12 protein-coding genes are annotated in these 20,443 nt (G+C 43.5%); 7 read left to right on the top strand and 5 right to left on the bottom strand.

Annotation, left to right across the window (positions count from 1 at the left end):
* Positions 1-251: 251 nt before the first annotated feature.
* Positions 252-1,595 carry a serine hydrolase domain-containing protein gene (locus HJG39_RS00745; protein ID WP_268405576.1) on the bottom strand — a complete coding sequence of 448 codons (1,344 nt, stop codon included), beginning with the start codon at positions 1,593-1,595 and terminating at the stop codon, positions 252-254.
* 225 nt (positions 1,596-1,820) lie between these two features.
* Positions 1,821-2,342 (bottom strand): DUF2062 domain-containing protein, encoded by a 522-nt coding sequence (locus HJG39_RS00740; protein ID WP_268405574.1) that lies wholly within the window; start codon positions 2,340-2,342, stop codon positions 1,821-1,823.
* Between the two features lie 89 nt (positions 2,343-2,431).
* Between HJG39_RS00740 and HJG39_RS00735 the strand changes: the two genes are divergently transcribed.
* The 4 genes from HJG39_RS00735 (at position 2,432) to HJG39_RS00720 (ending at position 7,805) form a co-directional block, all read left to right on the top strand.
* The gene (locus tag HJG39_RS00735; protein WP_268405572.1) at positions 2,432-4,744 is read left to right on the top strand and encodes a DNA internalization-related competence protein ComEC/Rec2; all 2,313 of its coding nucleotides are present in this window, start codon (positions 2,432-2,434) and stop codon (positions 4,742-4,744) included.
* A gap of 93 nt (positions 4,745-4,837) precedes the next feature.
* The gene (gene msbA / locus HJG39_RS00730) at positions 4,838-6,583 is read left to right on the top strand and encodes a lipid A export permease/ATP-binding protein MsbA (protein WP_268405570.1); all 1,746 of its coding nucleotides are present in this window, start codon (positions 4,838-4,840) and stop codon (positions 6,581-6,583) included.
* Positions 6,584-6,591: 8 nt separating this feature from the next.
* Positions 6,592-7,572, top strand: coding sequence for a tetraacyldisaccharide 4'-kinase (lpxK, locus tag HJG39_RS00725; RefSeq protein ID WP_268405568.1), 981 nt, complete (start codon positions 6,592-6,594; stop codon positions 7,570-7,572).
* A gap of 35 nt (positions 7,573-7,607) precedes the next feature.
* Positions 7,608-7,805 carry a Trm112 family protein gene (locus HJG39_RS00720; protein WP_268405566.1) on the top strand — a complete coding sequence of 66 codons (198 nt, stop codon included), beginning with the start codon at positions 7,608-7,610 and terminating at the stop codon, positions 7,803-7,805.
* Positions 7,806-7,883: 78 nt separating this feature from the next.
* On the opposite strand, the gene HJG39_RS00715 is transcribed toward HJG39_RS00720, so the two are convergent.
* Complete coding sequence (locus HJG39_RS00715; RefSeq protein ID WP_268405564.1) at positions 7,884-9,059, bottom strand: hydroxymethylglutaryl-CoA reductase; 1,176 nt, start codon at positions 9,057-9,059, stop codon at positions 7,884-7,886.
* Between the two features lie 309 nt (positions 9,060-9,368).
* On the opposite strand from HJG39_RS00715, the gene HJG39_RS00710 reads away from it, so the two are divergent.
* From HJG39_RS00710 to HJG39_RS00700, 3 genes are read left to right on the top strand one after another with little or no spacing between them, the layout of a single operon-like run.
* Entirely contained in the window at positions 9,369-9,908 is a 540-nt protein-coding gene (locus HJG39_RS00710; RefSeq protein ID WP_268405562.1) for a hypothetical protein, read from the top strand.
* Positions 9,909-9,968: 60 nt separating this feature from the next.
* A complete protein-coding gene (locus tag HJG39_RS00705) occupies positions 9,969-10,718 on the top strand; it encodes a hypothetical protein (protein WP_268405560.1) in 750 nt (249 codons plus the stop codon).
* A 26-nt stretch (positions 10,719-10,744) separates the two neighbouring features.
* On the top strand, positions 10,745-14,059 hold the full coding sequence (locus HJG39_RS00700; RefSeq protein WP_268405558.1) for an SPOR domain-containing protein: 3,315 nt from the start codon (positions 10,745-10,747) through the stop codon (positions 14,057-14,059).
* 21 nt (positions 14,060-14,080) lie between these two features.
* Here the strand turns inward: HJG39_RS00700 and HJG39_RS00695 are convergent, their stop codons facing one another.
* Together HJG39_RS00695 and HJG39_RS00690 are read right to left on the bottom strand one after the other, a co-directional pair.
* Entirely contained in the window at positions 14,081-17,149 is a 3,069-nt protein-coding gene (locus HJG39_RS00695) for an efflux RND transporter permease subunit (RefSeq protein ID WP_268405556.1), read from the bottom strand.
* Positions 17,146-20,433 carry an efflux RND transporter permease subunit gene (locus HJG39_RS00690; RefSeq protein ID WP_268405554.1) on the bottom strand — a complete coding sequence of 1,096 codons (3,288 nt, stop codon included), beginning with the start codon at positions 20,431-20,433 and terminating at the stop codon, positions 17,146-17,148. The genes HJG39_RS00695 and HJG39_RS00690 overlap by 4 nt, the downstream gene beginning before the upstream one ends.
* Positions 20,434-20,443 lie beyond the last annotated feature (10 nt).

The following is a 20,443-nucleotide window of genomic DNA, read 5'->3' as shown; positions in this document are numbered from 1 at the left end:
CTATATTAAAGATAGTTTTAATAACAAAATGAAAATGGAACTAATTGTTCCAATTTCATTTAATTGTAAATGAGAAACAATTACACTTTTAATTAGGCATGCAAACAATTTTGAAATTAAATTCTGGAGGATAAAAAAGGTTTTATTTTGAGTATTTAATAAAATACATAAAGTGAGATTAAGGCTTATAAATAGGTAGCTATTAATCTCACCTTATTTAAAAAAATACCTTATAGGTTGGTTAATTAAGGTTAACGCTGTAATAGTTTCGAAAAGTTATCATTCATTGGATATGAACCAGAGGTCCAACCGAGGCGAACGATAATGGTATTTTGAGAGGGGGCAATCATGACGGCTTGTTTACGGTTGCCTAACATGAAGTAGGCATCTTTTGGCAGATCAGGGTATTCCAAGCCCTCTGCATTTTGATTTAACCAAAATTGATAACCATAAGCGGCGTAGTTTTGAGAGTGATTTGGACGAGATGCAGCTTTAACCCAAGATTTGGGAATGAGCTGCTCGTTGCCAACACGACCTTCGTCTAACATCAATTGACCTAATCTGGCCCAGTCTCGTGCGCTAGCATAGATATATGAACTACCAACAAATACACCGCTAGGATCAGTCTCGAGAATAGAGTGACGCATATTCAACTTGTCAAAAATTTCGTCATTTAAAAATTGATAACTAGACCGAGGTGTTGCTCCCAATTGCTCATGCATCCATCGGTTAAGGATATTGGTGGTTCCCGATGAGTAAGAAAAATAAGTATTGGGTTCGTGTTCTGCGCTCGCGGTTAAGGCGACATCCGAGGCACTTGGCGCAAGAAATAGCATTTTGGTGGAATCACTGCCGGGAGCATAAGTTTCGTCAAACTTTAATCCAGAAGACATACGTAAAAGTGATTCGAGGGTAATCTCGCGACGCTTATCTGTTTCCCATTCAGGAAAAAGTGCCTTTTGGTTTCTGTCTGCCAAGCCTAGCTGTTCCATACGTGCAAACATAATTGCGCTTAGGCTTTTGCCCATTGACCAACCGAGAAGCATTGAATTGGAGTCAAATCCTGATGCATAAGACTCCGCAATTAATTCGCCATTTTCGATCCAGACTAATGCGCGTGTTTGTAAGTCTGCTTCATTGTCTTGGGAAAGCAGCGCATCAAGAGCAGCTTGTTTTTCTGGAATGGTGTTAACTGTTCCACCCTGTGGCCAAAGAGCGGTGTTGGCAGGTTTGCGGTTGACTTCAATGGGGGGAAGCGGGCTCGCATCTTCCATTTGAAGAATACACCCGAGTGCAGGGTGAAGCTTGGCTGTTGCCGTTGAGAGGCCGTATAGATCCGTTGTAACGGATTGCTCTTGTGTATTGTAATCAAAAGTAACAAGAGAGTTTGCAGGCGAATAAGAGAGTAGATCTTGTTTAATTTGATGAGGCGATAGTTGTGATATGAATTTCCCAGAACAAGCTAGCTTTGCCCCCATGTTGGCTGCAACATTGATCGCATCGCCTAAATGCCAAATCGAAAATCCTAGAATATAGCGTGGTACAACTAAAAACAGCAGTATCAAGATACTAATAAGAAACAGCTTTAACTTCATAATACACAACTTCATAAATAAGGGAAAAAATTTTAGATCCATTAAAAGCAAAAAACAAGTCTTGTGGTGCTTCATTAAAAGTGAAGTGTTTCATAAAACTGGCTATCGATGTCTTGCTTAGCGCTTAGTTTTGAAGGGGGGCAATGTAAAAGTGTATAGATTTAGAGGGACTAAGATAGCACGAGTGCCGTGATGTGTGGATTTTCGTATATGTGAAAATGGTCGTTATTTTTTATAACGCTGCTGGCGTTTTTGCCACGCTTTTGCAACCGAAATTCGCCAAAGAATGTTTAAGCCAAAGTAGCCTACTAATCCGAAAAAAACAGCACAGACCCCGCAGCCTAACAGGAATGCTGGACCAATGGTGCTAGCACTTTGCATTAACCAGTCCCAGCTTAATTCAAAATGAAATTCGGGGGCGGATGATTCACCTAGTATTAGGTTTCCGATCAAATAAGCACCGTAGAAAATAGGGGGCATTGTAAATGGATTCGTGATCCAAACCGTGGCGACCGACAGTGGAAGGTTGACCCTTAGTGGAATGGCGAGAGCTGCGGCTAACCACATTTGAAATGGAACTGGCCAGAAGGCAAAAAATAAACCGATGCCGATGGCGCCACAGGCTGACTTTCGATTTAAGTGCCACAAATTTGCATCATGTAACAAGGTGCCGAAAATCGATAAGACTTTTTGCTCTTTGATCTTTTGATGATCAGGTAGTATTTTCTTTATGATTTTCTTTGGCATACTTAATCGTCGTGTTTAGGTCGTCTAAAGGAATCTACAGGTTCAATAATTCTTAAAGCCAATTAATTTGCAGGATGCAGGTGTTGACTATGGATAGTTTACTTATAACGTTTATTTTAGCGTGTAGCTCAACGCTACTGTGGCATCAGTTGCCACCTATTTCGAGCCTTCTCATCATACTCGTAACTGTTATTGCCCTCGGCTCTCGACGTTTATTTTCTCGGTATGTTGGAGTAACTCTTAATCTTATAGCGGCTACTCTAGGCATAATTTGGATGGGGAGTGTAGGCCATTGGTACACGCATTGGCAACTCCCACACCACTATTATCAACAAACTTTAACAGTACAAGGAACGATTGAAACTCTTGAAGAGCCCGAGTCAATATCTCAGTTCGTTCTCAGAGCAGACGCCATCGGAAAGCAATCGTTTCATGTGTTAAAGCCCCGGATACGCCTGTCGTGGTTTGATTCTCCTTGGTCATTGAAACAAGGTCAAGAGGTGCGTTTGGTTGCAAAACTTAAAGCGCCTAGAGGGCGAGCCAATAAACATGGATTTAAACTCGAACCTTGGTTACTAAGTCAAGGGATCCAAGCGACAGGCTACGTTATTCTTCACGCCGACAATCAATGGTTAAATAAAGAACAAACATTGCGTCAGACAGTGTTAACTCGAATCAGCAATTATTCGTTACAAAATGAGGCGTGGATACTCGCTTTATCCCTTGGCTTTCGCGACCAGTTGTCGCCTGATGATTGGCACTTATTGCAACGTACCGGGACCGCGCATCTAATTGCAATATCAGGATTACATGTTGGCATGATTGCGATTGCGGGATACTTTCTGGCTTCTATTTTCATTTATCCCTTTCTTGCCATAAGTGGATTACACGATCGAATCAGCTTACATCGTATAGCTTTGTATGGTGGTTGGTTTGCCGCACTGGGTTATGCGTGGTTGGCTGGATTTTCCGTATCAACGCTTCGAGCATTGGTTATGTTAACGCTTGTGTTAGCGGCGCATCAATTCGGCTGGCATTGGTCATTTAGGCGCATTGTGTTAATGAGTATGGCACTGATGTTTGTGATTTCGCCTTTAAGTGTGCTCTCAATAGGCTTTTGGTTGAGTTTTTCTGCTGTGAGTTTTATTGGGTTTTTATTGTGGCGCTATGGTCGGAATGATCAAAAAAGATCATGGTGGGCGAAATGCAAACTTGCTATCCAAATGCAACTTATGCTGAGTGCGCTAATGCTGCCTTTGGTTGCTTGGCAGATGCAGATTGTTAGTTTTTCTTCCAGTTTTGCAAACGTAATTGCAATACCTCTAATGAGCTTCTTTCTATTACCCTTAACCCTGTTGGCAACCTGCCTAACGTTGTTTGATGCCTCAATCGTCACTTGGTTATTTGAGGGCCTCGATGCTAGTTTTACGGCGTTAATTGTATTTTTACAGTGGGTGAATGATATTGAGTGGGGAGCAATAACAATCAATGCAATTTCTTCGATTAGTTGGTTGCTTGCTTTTGGAATGATCATCATTTTGGCGCTACCAGCGCTTCCTATTTCGAAAAAGATCACGCCTATTTTGTTACTGCCCTTATTAAGTGAAGTATTGCATGACCAACGACATTCTTGGCAATTAGATGTTTTCGATGTTGGGCAAGGGCTATCGGTGTTATTAAGCCAGCAAGGTAAGCATCGGTCTCAAGCTATTTTATACGATACCGGAGCCGCTTTTGACAGTGGCTTTTCTATGGCTGAATCTGTTCTACTGCCGTATTTTCGAGGAGAAAATCTCTCAACTTTAGATGCATTAATTATTAGCCACAAAGACAACGATCACGCTGGCGGGCAAAAAGTCATTTTAGCAGCGCAACATGTTCACGAATTTATTGATAGCGACTCTTCGTGCGTGGCTGGCAAACAATGGCAATTTTCGGGCGCAAGATTTACAGCACTTTGGCCAACGAATGAAGCGAGACAGGCATCACAGGCATGGTCTGAAAATGATTTATCCTGTGTTATTAAAGCAGACTTTGGGTTGTGGTCGGTGCTGTTACCCGGTGACATTGAGGCGCAAGCCGAGCGGGCTTTATTAGCTTTATACCAGAAACAACCTGATGTGTTGCAAGCCGATGTATTACTTGCTCCGCATCATGGGAGTAAAACTTCGTCTACAGAAGGCTTTATTCAAGCTGTTGCGCCGAACGTTGTTATTTTTAGCCAAGGTTATAAGAACCGATGGAATATGCCTCATCAAGATGTGCTGCAACGTTATCAAAAGCATTCAATTACAACGTTACAAACCTCCAGCCTTGGGCAAATTCGGGTGACATTTTATGATGGAATTAACATCGAAAGTTATCGTAATGATTGGGCGCCGTATTGGTATTTCAGTAAATAAGCCGGACTCATTCTTCCTTGTCGAACAGCGATGGGGTACTATGCGCAGCTCTAATTTTCTCCTTTAGCCCATAATTTAGATAAAGAATTATCAATGCCTGAACATCAATCCGTGTCTACCGTTTTTAAGCGATTTAGTGTGTATTTAAAGCCCTATGTCATGGCTTTTGCTGCTGCGCTTGTTGGCATGATCGGTTACTCCTTAATCGATGTGTTTTTTATTTCCGAACTACAACCCGTTATTGATCGCAGCCTAGTGAAAGGCGACTACGGATATTTGCGCTTAGCCGCTTATTTTGTTGTTCCTATTTTCCTTTTGCGCGGCATTTTCAATTTCATGGGAACCTATACGTTGTCATGGATTGGCAACATGGTTGTGATGCAGATGCGACAAGAACTGTTTAGTAAATACTTGCATTTGCCGGTTTCATTTCATGACCGAAACTCAACTGGTTTGCTCATTTCAAAGGTGATTTATGATACAGAGCAAGTGTCGAATGCCGCAGGTAAGGCATTATTAACACTTGTGCGAGAAGGGGCTTTGGTCATTGGCTTGTTAAGTTTGATGTTTTATCAATCTTGGCAGCTGAGCTTAGTCTTCTTGTTGATTGGCCCGGTAGTGGCTGTCATTGTATCGGTTGTCAGTAAGCGATTTCGTTTGGTCAGTAATCATATTCAAAAAGCGATGGGCGATTTAACAACGTCCGTTGAGCAATTACTAAAAGGTCATAAAGTGGTTCTGATGTTTGGTGGTCAGGACAAAGAAAGCCAGCGTTTTGCTGACAAAAATAACCATAACCGTCATCAGAACATGAAACTAATCGTGGCTCGGATTTTAAGTGTGTCGAGCATTCAAGTTATCGCTTCTATTGCATTAGCTGTTGTCCTGTATATTTCGAGTTTTCCGGGGATGATAGAGCAGCTTTCAGCAGGGGTCTTTACCTCGATAGTGGTAAGCATGACCATGTTGTTAAAGCCGCTTAAGCAACTGACTACGGTGAATAGTGAGTTCCAAAAAGGCATGGCCGCGTGTGAGAGTATCTTTTCGGTTCTGGATGAACTGGAAGAAAAAGATAACGGTAAACAAGTGCTTAAACAGTGCCAAGGCGACATCCGATTTAACGCCGTTAACTTTGCCTATCCGGGCAAACAAGACAACGCGTTAGAAAACATTTCTTTTCATTTACAGCCCGGAAAAACCTTGGCTTTGGTAGGCAAGTCAGGAAGTGGAAAATCAACAATTGCGGGCTTAATTACGCGTTTTTATTCGGATAAAGAAGGCGAGATTCTGCTGGATGGTGTAGACATCAATAATATTGAGTTACGCTCATTACGCAGCCAAATCGCGCTGGTATCTCAGCATGTCACCTTATTTAACGACACTATAGCGAACAATATCGCTTATGGTGTGGAGGACAAAGCTTCTCGTGACGATATTATTGCGGCCGCGAAAACCGCGCATGTTATGGAGTTTGTGGAAAAATTAGCTGACGGTTTGGATACCATTATTGGTGAAAATGGGCTGGCACTATCTGGTGGGCAACGACAACGTATCGCCATTGCTCGCGCTATTTTAAAAGATGCGCCGATTTTAATTTTAGATGAAGCCACATCCGCGCTGGATACTGAATCTGAGCGCTATATTCAAGAAGCGTTAACGCGATTGCAAAAAGATAAAACCAGTATTGTAGTCGCGCATCGATTGTCTACCATTGAGTCTGCGGATTCTATTATAGTGCTGGAAGCGGGCCGAATTGTTGAGCAAGGAAATCACCATACGTTGTTGTCTCAAAAGGGGGCTTATTATCAACTTCACGCATTACAGTTCTCTGAAGGATAGGGGAATCAATGCGAGCAATTGAGAAAGCATGGTTTGATGGCAGTAAATGGGTATGGCTATTGGCACCGCTGTCATTGTTGTTCTTCCTTATTTCAAGTATTCGTCGCGCGCTATTTAGGTTGGGTATAAAAGCCTCTGGTAAGCCGAATGTGCCGGTGATAGTGGTTGGCAATATCAGTGTTGGCGGCAACGGTAAAACTCCAACCGTGCTTGCTTTGTGTGAATTTTTGGTATCGCAAGGCTATACCCCTGGGATTGTTAGTCGTGGTTACGGTGCTAAATGCAAAACGTTCCCGCATCTCATTACTTCAAAAGATCATTCCGAGTTTGTCGGTGATGAACCTTTCTTAATGTTTCAGCGTTTGAAAATGCCTGTGGTGATTGACCCTGTGCGCCGACGAGGTGCGAAATATTTAACTGAGCAATGTGCGTGTAACATTATTGTTTGTGATGATGGGTTGCAGCACTACGCGCTTGAGCGAGATATTGAACTGGTGATTATTGACGGTGAAAGACGTCACGGAAATGGTTATTTGTTGCCCATGGGACCATTAAGAGAAGGTCCATGGCGTTTGTCTTCGGTGGATGCGGTGTTGGTGAATGGAGGAGAAGCACGAGCGGGTGAATTCCCTATGCATTTACAAGCCGGAGACTTGGTGAATATCAACCATGGTGAACATCGCCTGCCAGTGTCTCAGGTATCCGATTCCGTGTTGGCATTTGCAGGTATCGGCAACCCTCAGCGTTTTTTTACGACCCTTGAGCAAAACCAAATTGATGTTGAAACTCAGCTGTCTTTTCCTGATCATCATCACTTTCAGCCGACTGATATTCCACACTTCGATGGAATGGTGATAATGACGGAGAAAGATGCAGTGAAATGTCGTGAGTTTGCAAAAGATAACTGGTGGTATTTACCGGTTGAAGGTAAGCTTCCCGACACATTTTTTGATCATCTTTCGCAGAAGTTACGCAAGATTTCGGCGTAGCTGGCTTAGTATTTTAGAACTGGAGCATTGAAAATATGGCTTTCGATAAGAAGTTGTTAGACGTTTTGGCTTGTCCTGTGTGCAAGGGAAAACTTATCTATCAAGCAGAGCAACATGAGTTGGTATGTGTCTTTGACCGTCTAGCTTTTCCCATTACGGAAGATATTCCGGTCATGTTGCAAAGTGAAGCCAGAGAAATGAACAGTGAAGAAGTGGAAAAAATAAGAAAGTAGCACTTCAAGTTATAGTAAAAACAACATAGAAACGGGCACAGTCAGTACCCGTTTTTTTTGTGTTTATTCGTAGCAGGTTTAGCCGCGATTTCTGCCTAATGCATCATGGCTGCTTACCCAATCCCCAGAAATAACTGCACAGCCTAGGGAAATATCACCCGCCAAAACGGTTGCTGCAACTATCTCAGCAAGTTTATCGGCTTTACCTTTACCAACACACCCTAACATATTCAAACATTCTCTTTGTGTTGGTAAACCGGTACCGCCGCCAAAAGTGGCAACAATTAACGAAGGAAGTGTTACCGCCAAGTACAAGTCACCGTTATCTAAAAGCTCATGTGAGAATAAACCCGCGTGAGATTCAACCACGTTTGCTTCGTCTTGCCCTGTCGCGATGAAGAGTGCTGCTATCCCGTTAGCGGCATGCGGGCCGTTGTATGCTGCACCTGCCATCAAGGCGCCAGTGTTAGCCAATACCGTTGCTTTGGCTAGCATTTTGGTGTCAACGCCCATAACCTCGCGTAAAATTTCTTTTTTGATAACCACTTCTGCGATCACGCGCTTACCACGAGAGTGCAGCATGTTTAAGTGGGAGTGCTTTTTGTCGGTGTCCATATTGCCAGAAAGTAAATAATTTGCACCGCCTGGGTAGTTACGTTTAATCCATTCACAGGCCGCCAGCGTTGCTTTACCTACCATGTTCTGACCTGCTGCATCACCTGTTGTGTAATTGAAACGAAGGTAACGAGAGCGGGCAACAGACCACTGGTGAATATGCTTTAATTTACCAACGCTTGTGGTGGTTTCTGCTGCGGCTTTAATTGACTCAAAGTTTTCTTTGACCCAGTTACCAAATTCACGGGCTTCTCTTGCATTATCAAATAAGAAGGCTGGTGCGCGTTGCATGAACTGCTCAACAACTGTGGTGGTCACGCCGCCACATTCACTAATGACTCGCATTCCCCGGCTGTAGCTAGCAACTAAGGTGCCTTCAGTTGTTGCGAGTGGCACGTAGAAATCACCTTGTGCGTGCTCACCATTGATTCGAATCGGTCCCGCGACACCAACTGGCATCTGGACTATCCCAATGAAGTTTTCAATATTGCCGGGTAAAACACTTTCGTCGATTGTGTATTGACCTGTGTAATCAAGCGCTTCGCCGGTTTTTTCTTTGATAAAGTTGCGTCGCATGGTGGCGAGCTCTTTGCTGTAATCGTTCTCTTTACTTCTTGGAATGCGCGAATCGTTGTTCATATTGTTCAACCCTATTATTGTTGGATTTTCTCTCGGTGATTGTGTTTTTGGCGTAAGTAGGTTGCCAATAGCTTGACAAAACGGTGCTTGTAAACATCAAGTTATCAATCCGTTAAGAACTCAGTATAGCGAGCATAATTTTATTATGACAAAATTATTTCTCGCAAAATGAACTAAAATGTGAAAAAAGCTATTTTGTTGATGAAAAAAGTGGCAATTTGGAATATCTAAGTATTTTTTCTAAATCTTTCACTGTTGCTGCCGATAGCCATACAGTGAACTACATTTAATTTATGGGGTAATACTACAATGTCGCTATTTCGCAATTGGAAAGCATTCTCGGCCCTGAGTTTCCTTGTTGTCAGTGCGCCAAGTGTGGGAGACGTTACAACTGGAAACGTCAACGTAACGGCTTTTGCTTCTTTAAACTTTGTTGAAGATTTAGTTGTTAATTTCGGACAGATTCCACCTTCAGTTGGGGCAACATGTGTGATGGATAATGCTGGCGCAGTGACCGGTCCTTGTACTAACGTTGGCAGTGTTCAGCAAGCTGGGCAAATCACCGTTTCTGGGTTGGCAGCTTCATCAAACGTGTTGGTGACAATTACAGGTGAAAACGATAACAGCGAAGTCGACTTTCTTGCAGCGGCAGAGTTAGAAATGAACTCAGGTAACGCGGGTGTTGAAGCTACCTTAGCAGATGGAGTTCAGTCTGCACCTTTAGCCACTACTGCGGGTACTGCGGAAGATATTGTAGCAACGGTTTATGGCACGTTAGATGTCGCAACAGCGTTAACCGGCGGGCAAAATTACTCCACAACCTACACACTCGATGTGACCTATCAATAATATGGGTTTTAGTGATAAATAATGATAATCTGAGCAAAACAATAACGACCTCTTATACATATGTTCAGATTATCTCATTTCATTTTACTTTTTAGTTTATTCTCATCCTCCGTTTTTGCGCATTTTTCAATTGATAAAACCCGTTTATATTTCGACCGAAATATTCGCTTTCAAACCTTAACCTTACGTAATACCTCCTCTGCGCCGGTGGCTTATACCATCAAGGTTAATCACGTTTATATGACAGAGGAAGGGAAAGTCTTGCCGGTTAAGGACGAGTCAACGGTTAAACAATCTGCTAAAAAGTTGCTCCGCTATTCGCCTCGCAGTGGCACTATTTTACCGGGTGGCTCTCAAATAGTGCGCTTCACAGTTAGAAAACCCGCTGGTCTCGAAAGCGGTGAGTATCGCAGTCAATTGCGCATGGAAGGAGGATTGTTAGGTGACGAAAATACCTTAGCTGCGCGTATTGCCTATAATATGCCTGTTATTATTCGTCATGGGCAAACTGAAGCAACCGCAGATATTGCGTTTTTAGGGATAAAAGAGGGCGCGAATAGTAAACCTGCTATGTCGATTTTAGTGAAGCGAGAAGGTAATCGTTCTTTGTTTGGTAGTTTTACCATCACTAATGATCGAGGAGAAAAAATTGGTTTAACCAAAGGTATTTCTGTTTACGAACCATTGACGCAACGTTCTGTAGATATAGAACTAACTGGTCCAGTAACGCGTCAAGTCACTGTAAAGTATGAAGAATTAAAAGAATTTGGTGGCACAGAAACAGTAATCAAAACATTTGATATTCAGTAACGACACATAACAAAAAATAAAAACGAATGAAACGGCTTGGTATATTCCTACACGTTTGTCTAATTTCCCTACTATGGAAAACGGGATATGCCGCTGAGCCATCTCACTGCGAGCCATTAACGCTACAACGAGTGTACGTTGATGAAAACGTCCAGCAAGTGAACGCGTTGAAAATTGGGCGTTATTTTATTTCACAAGGGTTAGACAGTTACGCTGTTAATGGCCGCATTCTCCTGCCTCTTTCTCTTATTGCAGAAGCCATTGGTTTAGAGGTGATGCTTAACAATGACAACCTTGTTATTGATGGAACAGACGAGCATTGCCAATTAGCCATTACGTTACAGAAATCACCCTTTGACCTTGGTGCAATGCCCATTCAAAGCGATGTGAAGTTGTGGGCTCAAGATGAGTTCGACATCTATCTTGATACGGCATTCTTAGAAACACTTTTCCAAGGAAAAGCGACACATTCGCTAGCGGCTTTGCTGGTAACGATTGAAACAGACGCAACGGTTACATTGGCTAATCAACAAAAATCGGCTAGACCCCAAACCCATATTCTTCGTGCTAAGCCCAAATATTTCATTGATGACCAGTATCATTTATCGACGTTTCCCACCGCAGATGTAGACCTACGCTATCGATATAAAGATGAGAATGCCGATGGCGATTACAATGCTCGTGTTAATGCTTATTTCGATACCTTATATCATGGCACCGAACTGCGTTTGAATGAAACGGATGACACTAGCTCTCAGCGCTTGAAGTTTTTCCGTGATGTCCGTTTAGGTGGGGAACGTGCGCCAATTTCTAATATTGGTTATGAGTTGGGTGATGTTTTCACAACGCCTGATAATCTGATTGCCGGGAGTAATTTGGGGGCAGGACTGTTTTTATACACTGGCGATAAAAACCAGTTTAACGCGTTTAACTCTATCAGCATTCAAGAGACCGTTTCGCCAAATTGGCGGGGTGAGCTATATCGAAACGGGCAGTTTATTGAGGCGCAAAATGCCAATGAGGAAAACCAACTGGTATTCAATTCAGTTCCTGCGTTTTTTGGCCCAAACCGCTATGAATTGCGTCTATTTGGTCCTGATGGCCAGGAGGAAACTCGCATTCGAACCTACCAGATGGGCCGTGATCAATTAGTTAAAAACAAACTCGATATTGAAGTATATAGCGTTAACCCCGGCGAGAACTTCATTGATAATGACAGTAACCTATCTTCAATTTATACGCAGGCAAACAAAGTAGGGGTAAATTACGGTGTCTCGCAAGACTTGACGGCAGGCATTGCCTTTCAGTCGCTAGATCATATTACCGATGGCATGCAGAACTATGTAACGGCCTCGGTTTATAAACAATATGGTCCGGGTGCGTTTAACTTAGAGCTAGGCAGTGAACTTGGTGATGGATACGGGATTTTCGGTGGGTACAGTGGTTATTGGAAAAACAAATATAACGTCAGTTTTGATGTTGCCCATTATCACGACTTTACCAGCCAATTGCGCTCTGATAGTTCCGACCTAGAAACGCAACTGCGTGCGCGCATATCAGGCAGTGCCGACTGGTGGGGAGGGCTTGGCTGGAACGCTTCTTTAGCTCAGCAATTCAATGAAACCGGTGAAGACAACCTGCAAGCTCTATTTTCAACCACCAAAAGTTTGCCCTCAGGCGCACTCTCATCAAGCTTTAGTTACAATCAGCGAAATGGTTTTGATCGTCTTAATAATAATTTATATTGGGTTCAAAATACGCGATTTGGTTCGTTATCCGTTGGTTTAAACTGGTATCCCTTTGATGGGATGGATATCAACAGTGGCAACATAGAAGCTCGCTGGGCAACTGATGATAGGTTATTTCAAATCACGCGTTTGCAGTACCTTCCCGATAGTGACGATAAATATCGCTTAAACCATCAGTTAAATTGGCGTACAAGACAATTCACATTAACTTCCGGCGTTACTGTTAATGAACATGGTGATTGGGAGTTCAGCGCTGGTTTTGTTACCTCTATCGGGTATGATTATGTGAAGAAAGTGCCACGTTTCTCACATAAAAAATCGTCCAATTCCGGTAACTTACATATGTTGGCGTTCCTTGATCATGACCGAAATCACCAGCTTACCGCTGGGGATCATGCGTTGCAGAATGTTAAGTTTGCCGGCAATAGTGATTGGCAGTCGGTTTCAACCGACAAATATGGTCAAGCTATTTTGATGGGCGCGTCGGTGTCCGGTCAGCAGTTAGTTGGGGTCGATCTCGCCTCTTTACAAGACCCATTCTTGTATCCTACTCATGAAAAGCTGGCGGTAAAAACGCACCCTGGGGGATTGAATCGTATAATGTTACCTGTGCTGTCCTTTAGTGATATTGAAGGTAGCGTTTACGTGGAAGATGACTTTGGAACTCGAGGTGCAATGGGGGTGCCTATCCGTTTGCTCGAAGGGGAAACTATTGCTTATCAGGCCACAAGCGAAACGGACGGTTACTATGCATTTAGTAAAGTATCCCCGGGGGAATATCATATAAGTGTGGATCCTGACTATCTAGCTAAAAAGTCATTGCACATCAAAGCGATGCCAGAAGTGATTGAAGTGGAAGAGGTTGGAGATATTATTTGGCTGTCGGACTTAATTCTTACACGGCATGCACAGGCTAAATCCACTTCCGAATTTACAGCGCCGCAAAAGAGTCAACAAGTAGCCGTTGGAGCTGCGCAAACGAAAACCCCTACGCTTGGGTATCTTGTACAAGTCGGCGCATATAAAAAAGCGCGCTCCGCTCCTGTCATTTTAAACGCGATCCCTCCTCGGGAAGATGGAAGTCCATTTTCTACCGCAATTTATCGAAATAGTGACAATGGCATGAGTTATATTACGGTGGGTAAGTTTGCGACTCGAGCACAAGCCAGCAAAGCGCTTGCGAGTATTAGGCGGGTGCCGTCGTTAAAAGGGGCATTTATTGCGACACAAACCAAATTTAACGCGGCTAATTTTACGCAACAAGTTCTCGATGCTGCCTCATCACCGACAAAAGAAAAAGCTAAGCCTCTCACCCTTGAACAGCGCAAACAGGCCCGTTTATTGAACCGGGCTGGGAAGCGAGTGTGTCAATTAGGCTCATATCAAGATAAAGATTATATTCGTTGGGACTTAGTATCGAAATCAGAAGATTTGGTGGTCACGAGTCGTCGAGTCGGTGGCGTACTCTATCAAGTATTATTGCAACTGCCGCCTGAAAACATGACCCGAGATGAAGTGCTGCTGATGCAAAACTTGTGTGAGCGAGATGTGCATCCTGCAACAAATAAACGAGGATGGTGGCGCGTTTGGTAGCGCAACACCATCCTTTTGCGCTTAGGCTTGAATAAGTCGAGACGCGATTTGCTTACTTTGCGTAACCAAGTGGCTAGCTTTTCTTCTAATCTTTAACAGCAGTAAATAAGTCATAGGCACTAAATACAAGCTAGTTAACGTAGAGAAGGTTAAGCCTCCAATAATCGCGATAGCCATAGGAGTATAGCCGGGGCCATCGCCACCAAGTTTGGTATCCCCAAGAGCGAGCGGTATTAAACCAAGGACAGTGGTAAGCACCGTCATTAGAATTGGGCGGACCCGATTAAAAGCGCCCTCTAATATCGCATCATGAACACTGTAACCTTCGTCAATTAATTGGTTAATTCTATCGACGAGTACAATACCATTGTTGACCACAATGCCCATCAACACCAACATGCCAATCATCCCCATTACCGACATTGCAGTTCCTGTGATCAAAAAGGCCCAAAATACGCCAGTAATGGAGTAAATCAGGGAGGTGATGACCGCAGTTGGCAACAATAGCGATTCGAACAAGGCTGCCATGACAATGTATATCATGCAAACTGCTAAAATCATATTGGTGATCATAGTGCTTTCTGCTTGCTCTTGGTTGCGGAAACTTCCGTCTAAACTGAGCTCGTACCCAGATGGAAGCTCAATGCTTTGCATTATGCGTTTAATGTCTTTTTTGGCCTGCTCTAGAGTGGTGCCGGGCGTTAAATTAGCGCCTATCGCAAGGGCCGTTTGGCGGTGATAGCGCCTGATTTGACCCAAACGGGTTTCAACATTGATGTCAGCAATCATATCAAGTGTGACGTTTTGACCATCGACTTCTTTGATTGGCAGGTTTTTCAGTTTCTGAATGGATTGGTGTAATGATTCATCAAAGAGCAAGCGAATGGCGATTTCACCTTCTTCACTGGCACGAAAAGTACGTAAGTTGGTGCCACGCAATGCCATTCCCACTTTGTTTGCAATGTCTTGTATATTTAAACCAAAACGGTAGGCGCGTTGGCGATCAATTATCACTTGCAACTCACGTTGGTCGGCGTCAATGTCTGCTCGCACATCAGTTAAACCATCAATGCTGTTAAATACCGGGACTAATTGATCGGCTAGCTCTACCAGTGTTTCCGAGGATTGACCTAATAATGTCATTCGTATACCGCCACCAGCATTGCTTGACCATTGAAAGGTGGGTTTGGCGCGAACGAACACGGGGAACGACTCTTTGATCATTTCTTTTATCTTTTTAACATCGACAGGCGCATCGTCTGCAATGGTGAGCCCTGATGTAGCTTGACCTGAACGGTAATAGCTGTAAACGGTATCAATATAGAAGCGTTCTTTATTGTCATATAAAAAAGCCTCCATTTTATTCACGGTTTCTTCAACTTCTTCCAATGAGTAATTGCCTTGGATGTTGTAGTTTAACCAGATGCGAGTTTGATCATCGTTGTTATCGGAATCAGAATTGGTGAGTGAAAATGGAATAGCCGTGCTCACTAAAATAGCCACTGCAATGAAAGCGGTGGATGCTTGATGCTTTAAACACCATGCGAGTGAAGCGCGATACTTCTGTTGCCAAACCAGTGATTTTGATTTCTCTCGCTTTTTGGGGGCGGGAAGCTTGTTAATTAATAACGGAATCAATGTTTGTGCAATCACCAATGAAGCAATCAACGATATACAAATTGCAATGGCAACGTGCTCTAAGAAGATGGTGACATCAATTTTCTCACCAATAATATTGGGTAAGAAAACGATAGCGGTTGTGGCTGTACCCGCAATCATGGCAAGGCTGACTTTGGTGACACCTTTAATGGTGGCTTGGGTTTTATCGCTGTTAGATTGCTGTTCTAAGTGAATGCTTTCTGTCACCACAACAGCGTTATCAACTAGCATGCCAATGGCCAGCATTAGCCCCATTAACGACAAAATATTGATGCTGTAACCAAAGAAGAACATGAAGCCAAGAGTGATACAGATAGAAAAGGGCACAGAGAGCACCACGATTAACGTGCTAAGCAAGTTACGCAAAAAGAGATACAACACCACAAAGGATAATAACGCGCCAATTAAGCCGGCTTCTAACAAGTCCTGAAGTGAGGTGGTGACAGATTTTGCTTCATCATCCATAGCCATTAAGTTGATGCCGTGGAAAGCTGGATTGTCGTTTGCTTCATCAATCACCTCCAAAATACGGCGAGACACATCCACCAAGTTACTGGATGATTCTCTGAATATATCGAAGCCAACGGCGAAAGTACGATCAAGGTGTCGGCCTTCCTCTTTAGGCGGCGTTTCATATTCCACGGTTGCAATATCTTTTAATTGAACGCCCTGTTTTATATATAAGTTGCGTATTTCGTCTAAGTTCTGGAACTCACCAACAGGATTGATTCGGATAGTTTGCCAACCACCTTGAATGTTGCCGGCGGTCATCGAAAAATTGGCTTGTTGCAAAGTCTGAACAAGCTGTGCGGTATCAATCTTAAGCGCTGTTACCAGACTTTGGTCTACTCTAATACTGATTTGCTTCTTTTGAACGCCGTATAGCGTTACCCGAGACACCCCCGGAATGCGTTCTAATGGTCGCTTTAAGTTTCTATCGAGTAAGTCATACGCGTTCGATAAATCGCGTTCACTGGATACGCGTAAACGAAAAATGGGCATGTCCGTTGTGTTGAATTGATACAAAAATACGCGTTCGACATCATCGGGTAAGGTAGCGCGGATAGCATCTATCTTCTCACGTGCTTCTATTCCTTTGGCGGTGATGTTTTGTCCCCATCCAAACTGCACATGTATTTCGGCTTGATTCTCGCTTGAACTAGAACGCAAACGTTTAATTCCCGACATGGTGGCAATGGCTTCTTCCACCGGGCGAGTGATCATTGTTTCAACTTCAACTGGCGTGGCATCACGGTAAGGGATTTGAATAAATAGTTCAGGAATATCAATTCCCGGAAACCGCTCAAGCGGCAAAAGCTGGCTCGAAAATAACCCTGTAATCAGCATTGAAACTGATAGCATCATGATGGTCACGGGGCGCTTTAGCGCCAACCGAGCCAGTTTTTCTCCAAAAGACATCACTTTGTTCATACTGTGTCTCCTGCTTTTGCTGCAAACTGTTTTCGATCAAACAGGCTATAAAGCACAGGAATAAAGAACAAGGTTAACGCGGTTGAAAACAGTAGGCCAAAAATAACGGTAATCGCCATAGGTTTACGCAATTCTGCGCCGTCACCAATACCAATCACCATGGGTAATAGGCCGAGTGTCGTGGTTAGTGTGGTCATAAATATTGGACGTAAGCGGCTTTGTGCGGCTTCAAAAATGGCTTGTGTTTTATCCACGCCATTAGCCCGATTTTGGTTAATCCTGTCGACAAGAACAATGGCGTTGTTTACCACAATCCCGGCTAGCATTATTAAGCCGATAAAGACGACAACACTAATAGGTGTGTTACTCAGGTACAGCCCATAAATTGATCCTGCACAGGCAAGAGGCACCGTGAAAAGAATAAGGAAGGGGTGTAATAGCGACTCAAACTGCGATGCCATTACTAAATACACTAGGAAAATCGCAAGGAGTAGGGCGAATTTTAACGATTGGAACGAAACATCCATTTCTTCACTTTGCCCCGTAACTCGTGCGGTCATGCTAAGCGGCATACCAATATCGGGTAAAAGTGAATTTACAACGTTTACCGCCTCGCCCAAATTACCGTAAGCCAGATTCGCCGATACAATGGCTACGCGCTCTTGGTTGATACGGGTAATTTCACTTGGACCAACTGAGGTGTCAATTCGTGCTACTGTATCCAAAGTAATCGGGCGCTCGGAGTCTGGATTGACGATGATCTGTGCAATATCTTGTTGTGAGTCGCGCTGTTGTTCTTGCGCCCGCACAAGAATATCGACTTTTCGATCATTGATGGAATATTTACTGGCAAAATCACCGGCAACTTTCGAGGCAATAAGGTTAGATACCTTAGGCGCCGATAAACCTAATTGCGCCAATTTTGCATGGTCGAAGTGGATTTTGAGTTCTGGGCTACCGGCTTGAAGTGATGAGCGAATATCGGTAAATCGATTATCTTGCTCTAGCAGTGAAACAAGCTTAGTGGCATAGCGGTTAAGCAGAGCTAAATCGTAGCCTACTAATTCTATTTCAAGTGGGGTACTAAAACTGAACAACTCAGTTTTTCCGAACTTTCCTGTTACACCTGCCTGTGAGCGCAAAAATTCACGCATTGATGCTTGCACAGCGAGTTCCTGTTCCGCTGTTGTGCCTTTTTGCATAACCACATTTAGTTTGCCCCAATGATCGCCACCTTGCGAAGGTGAGGCATTCATCAAGCTTCCTGTGCCAGAAAGGGAGTAAGTTCGCTCAACGCCGGGGAGAGCATCAGTATAGTGGGCGAGCTTCGCTAGCATATTGTCGGTATAACTGAGCGGAGAGCCAGTTGGTAAGGTAATTTCAACATTAAACTCACCTTGTGACATATCTGGAATTAACTCAACACCCAATCGAGGCACCAATAAACCGGCACTAAGTGAAACGGCAATAATGATGGCAACAACGGAAAGACGGTGCTTAAGTGCCTTTTGCAGCGATTTTTGATAACCAGATTCCGTCGCGAAAAAGAGCTTATCGAAGATAAATAACAATGGTTTAAATAACAGACCTAATACTTTTTTAAGTCCTCTAAACAGCAGTGTTACCGCCGTAACAATCAGCATCGGTAAGTAGTAAATGACCAACTTGATCAAAAACACAATGGCCTTTTTTAGATAAAACAATGGAAGTAAAAGTTTATTCGTTGGCTTTTTGGCAGGGCTTGATGAGCCTAAATCCAAAGTGTCGGCTTGTTTTGCTCGAATGTCCGTGGCTGCCATCATAGGAATAATGGTTAATGCCACTACCAAGGAAGCGATTAACGCAAAGGTGACAGTCAGTGCTTGGTCGGAGAAAAGTTGTCCGGCAATGCCTTCTACAAAAACCAAGGGGAAAAACACCGCGATAGTTGTTAGCGTGGAGGCAATAATCGCCGTCGATACTTCTTTTGTTCCCGTGGCAACCGAACTGACCTCGTTAGGTTGTAATTTCTTGTGGCGATCGATGTTTTCCAGCACCACGATGGAGTTATCAACCAGTAACCCAATCGCCAGCGCGATGCCGCCTAAACTCATAATGTTTAATGATATGTCATTGCCATACATCAAGTTAAACGTGGCGATGACGGACACCGGAATAGAAATGGAAATGATCAGTGTCGTCCAAATATTCTTCAGGAAGAAATACAGAACAATCATCGCCAAAATGCCACCAATAATAGCGGCAGACTTAACTTCATCAATCGCACTTGAGATGAACACAGATTGGTCTGCAATCTGCTGTAATTTGTATTTCGCAGGAATGTCGTTGCGTAATTCAGCAACACGCTTACGAATGTTTTTAGCTACTTCAACGGTATTCGCATCACCTTCTTTGTAAATGGCCATTTCAACGCCTTCCAAACCACTAAAGCGGTTGATAGACGAGCGCTCTTTGTATGAATCAATTACCGTGGCAATGTCGTTGAGCTTGATGTGCTTCTCTTCTCGTGTGGCAATAAATACATTTTTGATGTCATCTAAGGTTTGAAATTGATTCAGCGTGCGCACCAAATATTCCTGAGAGCCGTCTTCTAAACGTCCCCCGGCTGCATTGACATTCTCTTCTTTCAAACGCGTTACGATTTGCGCCATTGTTAAGCCAAGTTGGCTGGCTTTTTGCTGATCAATTAAGATTTGAATTTCTTGCTCTAAGCCACCGCCAATACGAACAGAAGCTACACCTTCAACAGATTCTAGTTTGCGTTTGATTTGTTCGTCTGCGTATTCGCGAAGTTGCTTAAGGGCATTCACATCGGCGCTGGAAAGTGGTGCGGTTTGTTGTGACTTTTCGACTACCGCTCCCAAACCAAATCGCATGATAGGGTCAGTGTTAGGGTTAAAGCGCAGCAATAAAGGTTTATCGACGTCTAAAGGTAAGCTGATAACATCTAGTTTTTCCCGAACTTCCAGGCTCGCTAAATCCATGCGAGTGCCCCATTCAAACTCGAGTACCACATCAGACTGACCGGATTTGGAGATTGACTTCACATCTCGAACACCTTTTACCACCCCGATAGCTTCTTCAATGGGCTTGGAAACGAGTTGCTCAACTTCTCCGGGAGCCGCACCGTTATAGTCGGTGCGAATGGTGAGTGTTGGGTAAGTTAATTCAGGTAATAAATTAATGGATAAGCGCGATAACGAAACCAAGCCAAATAAAACAACGGCGCAGGTGAACATCCAAATCGCGACAGGTCGTTTGACCGCGATGTCTACAATACTCATGATTGTTCCC

It is taken from the genome of Alteromonas sp. a30 (assembly GCF_026788005.1).
Classification (GTDB): Bacteria; Pseudomonadota; Gammaproteobacteria; order Enterobacterales; family Alteromonadaceae; genus Paraneptunicella.
The sequence above is the reverse complement of the archived record's forward strand: the minus strand, read 5'-3'. Positions and strand labels throughout refer to the sequence as shown.